Source organism: Mesorhizobium sp. M7A.F.Ca.MR.245.00.0.0 (assembly GCF_003997415.1).
In the GTDB taxonomy this organism is placed as follows: domain Bacteria; phylum Pseudomonadota; class Alphaproteobacteria; order Rhizobiales; family Rhizobiaceae; genus Mesorhizobium.
On record NZ_RZTE01000048.1, the window covers coordinates 44198 to 47621 of the forward strand.

Here is a 3424-nt window from a genome sequence, read left to right on the forward strand (position 1 = left end):
CCTCAAGAAAGAGGCGGCAGGCAAGAAGGGCAGCGGCTGGTTCGACTGGATGCCGTCTCTGTAAGAACACCACGTTGTGTCGCCGGGCGTTGCGCCCGGTTCAGCCGCGCCGTTCCCGGAAAAATTCCTTGAGCAATAGACCCGCTTCGGTCTCGCCCATGCCCGGATAGATGTCGGGCGCGTGGTGGCAGGTCGGCGAGGCGAAAAAACGTACGCCATTGACCACGGCACCGCCCTTGTCGTCGGCGGCGCCGAAATAAAGCCGGCGCAGCCGGGCGAAGGAAATGGCGCCGGCGCACATGGCGCAAGGTTCCAGCGTCACATAGAGATCATGGCCGGTCAGCCGCTCGGCCGACAGTTTGCGGCAAGCTTCGCGGATGACCAGCATCTCGGCATGCGCGGTCGGGTCGGCAAGTTCGCGTGTGCGGTTGCCGGCGCTGGCGACAACACCAGCGCCATTGGCGATGACGGCGCCGACCGGCACTTCGCCTCGCAAGGCGGCAGCCTCGGCCTCCTTCAGCGCCAGCGCCATGAAATCGGGCCGCTTCACGCGATTTCCACTCCGATTATCTCCTCGCCACCTGACGGAGCAAGTTCGTTTCGAATGAACCGCACTTGCTCCAGGCTTTTGATTTTCGTTTGTCTTTTTGGAAAAACCGGTCTCCACTTTTCCCTGACAAACTCCAGTGATCCTGTTATTGAGCGCAGGACCTCGAAAATCGGGACTCGGTTTTCGAAAATGATCATGCGCCACATCAAAAGTGCTACAGCGTTCGTTGCGCGCCCGAAAGGATGCGCCACGCTGTAGCAGCGCAAACGGATAAAGGCCACATGGACGACAACGACAAGAAATTCCGGCCCAGGAAGGGTCCGGCCAAGAGTGGGCCGAAAGCCGCGGGACCGCGCAGCCGTGATGGCGCCGCGGGCAAGGGCGGCAAGCCGTCCTTTGGCGCCAAGAAAAAACCTTACGCACCGCGTGGCGATCGGCCGATGGCTGCCGATGGCGAGCGGCCGAAGCGCGATTTCAAGGGCGGGGACAAGCCTTTCAGCAAAGGCCCGCGTCCCGAAGGCAAGCCTTTTGAGAAGCGCGAAGGGCCGCGCAAGCCCTACGCACCGCGCGGCGACCGCCCGATGGCCGCCGAGGGTGAGCGCAAACCGTATGAGAAGCGCGAAGGACCACGCAAGCCCTATGCGCCACGCGGCGACCGTCCGGTGGCCGCCGAAGGCGAGCGCAAGCCCTATGAAAAGCGCGAAGGACCGCGCAAGCCCTATGCGCCGCGCGGCGACCGACCGGCTGCGGCAGCAGCGGGCGGCGAAAAGCGTTTCGACCGTCCCAAGCGTGATTTCAGTGACCGCGCGCCGCGCGACGCCGGCGATCGCCCGAAGCGGGATTTCAACGATCGGCCGCAAGGCGCGGCAGGCGGCAGCTTCAAGCCACGCCCGCGTCCCGCCGAGGGCGCGGAAGAGGCAGGCGAGCGCATCGCCAAGCGGTTGGCCCGCGCCGGCCTGGCCTCGCGCCGCGATGCCGAGGAGCTGATCGCCGCCGGCCGCGTCAAGGTCAATGGCCGCGCCCTGACTTCGCCGGCCTTCAACGTCATGCCTGATGACATCATCCATCTCGACGGCATGGAAATCCCGCCGATCGAGCGCACCCGGCTGTTCCTGTTCCACAAGCCGGCCGGCGTCGTCACCACCAACCGCGATCCCGAGGGCCGCAAGACCGTCTTCGACGTGCTGCCGGCTGAATTGCCGCGGCTGATGACCATCGGCCGGCTCGACATCAACACCGAAGGCCTGCTGCTGCTCACCAATGATGGTGGCCTGTCGCGCGTGCTCGAACTGCCGGCCACCGGCTGGCTGCGCCGCTACCGCGTGCGCGTCCACGGCAAGGTCGAGGAAAGCGCGCTTGCCGGCCTGCGTGAAGGCGTTGCCGTCGACGGCGTGTTCTACGGTGCCATCGAAGCGACGCTCGACCGTGAGCAAGGCACCAATGCCTGGCTGACGATCGGCTTGCGCGAGGGCAAGAACCGCGAAGTCAGGAACATCCTGGGTTCGCTCGGCCTCGACGTGACGCGGCTGATCCGTATCTCCTACGGGCCGTTCCAGCTCGATGACCTCGCCGAGGGCCATGTGCTGGAGATCAAGGGCAGGGTGTTGCGCGACCAGCTTGGTGAGCGCCTGGTCGAGGAATCCGGCGCCAATTTCGACGCCGATGTCACCAAGCCGTTTTCCAACAAGCCGGTGCGGCGCACGGAAGTTCGCGAGCCGGAGCCGGAGCGGCCGAAATTCACCCGCGACGGTGAGCGCCGCCCGATCGGCGAGGGCGGTTTGATCAAGAACCGCAAGCGCCGCGAAGGCAGCCGCGACGAGGCTCTGGGCAAACTGTCGACAAGTCCCGACAGAAGCGCGGAGAAGAGTTTTGGCGAACGCGGCCCGCGTCCCGAACGCAGCTTTGGCGACAAGCCGCGCGGCAATTTTGGCGACAAACCGCGAGGCGGCTTCGGCGACAAGCCGCGTGGTGCTTTTGGCGGCAAGCCGGGCGGCGGCAAGAAGTCCGAGCGCGAGCAGCGGCCGATCGAGCCGCCCGGCCAGCGCAAGGCCAATGTCTGGATGGCACCGGGCGCGCGGCCGATCGGCAAGGGCAGGGCCGATGCAGACGCAGCCAAGGCCGCTGAAGCAAAGGCGCGAAAGGCATCGTTCAAACCGACCTATGGCAAACCGGCCGGCGCAAAGCCGTTCGGCAAGCCGCGCGGCGACCGTCCGACCAGCACACGCGGTGAGCGGCCGCGCGGCGGCCCCAAGGGCAAGTAATGCGGATCGTCGGCGGTGAGTTTCGCGGGCGTCCGCTGGCCACGCCGCGCAGCGACGCCATCCGGCCGACGACCGATCGCACCCGCGAGGCGGTCTTCAACGTGCTGGCGCATCGGTTTGCCGAGCAGTTGGACGGCGCGCGTGTGCTCGACCTGTTCGCCGGCACCGGTGCGCTCGGGCTGGAAGCCCTGTCGCGCGGTGCCTCCTACGGCGTCTTCATCGAGGAATCGGCCGAAGGCCGTGGCCTGATCCGCGACAATGTCGAAGCCTTCGGCCTGACCGGCCGCACCAAGATCTTCCGCCGCGATGCCACCGGCCTTGGCGAAGCGGGCACGCTGGCGCGGTTCGGCCTCGTCTTTGCCGACCCGCCCTATGGCAAGGGCCTTGGCGAGCGCGCCTTGCAGTCGGCGAGAGCCGGCGGCTGGCTTCGCCCTGGCGCGCTGTGCGTGGTCGAGGAGGCGGCAGTGGCGCCCTTCGAGCCGGGCCCCGGCTTTTCCGTGCTGGACGAGCGCAACTATGGCGAGACCGTCATCCGCTTTATCAAGGCGGCCTGATACGCCTTCGCGATTGGCGGTTCCTCTCCCCAATCGTTCATTGGGGGAGAGGTGGCCGC

Annotated in this window: 3 protein-coding genes; 2 read left to right on the forward strand and 1 reads right to left on the reverse strand. The window is 66.6% G+C overall.

The genetic code is table 11. From position 1 onward, the window contains the following. Nucleotides 1-100: 100 nt before the first annotated feature. Nucleotides 101-550, reverse strand: a complete 450-nt coding sequence (locus tag EOB80_RS30040; protein WP_127271509.1) for a nucleoside deaminase — start codon at nt 548-550, stop codon at nt 101-103. Between the two features lie 281 nt (nt 551-831). On the opposite strand from EOB80_RS30040, the gene EOB80_RS30045 reads away from it, so the two are divergent. Next, nucleotides 832-2811, forward strand: a complete 1980-nt coding sequence (locus EOB80_RS30045; protein WP_127331542.1) for a pseudouridine synthase — start codon at nt 832-834, stop codon at nt 2809-2811. Further along, complete coding sequence (gene rsmD / locus EOB80_RS30050; RefSeq protein ID WP_127331544.1) at nt 2811-3365, forward strand: 16S rRNA (guanine(966)-N(2))-methyltransferase RsmD; 555 nt, start codon at nt 2811-2813, stop codon at nt 3363-3365. The genes EOB80_RS30045 and rsmD overlap by 1 nt, the downstream gene beginning before the upstream one ends. Nucleotides 3366-3424: the final 59 nt, after the last annotated feature.

What these genes read in the sequence shown, in the direction of transcription:
- EOB80_RS30045 (WP_127331542.1), top strand. Translation starts at nt 832, where the DNA reads ATGGACGACAACGACAAGAAATTCCGGCCCAGGAAGGGTCCGGCCAAG.
- rsmD (WP_127331544.1), top strand. Translation starts at nt 2,811, where the DNA reads ATGCGGATCGTCGGCGGTGAGTTTCGCGGGCGTCCGCTGGCCACGCCG.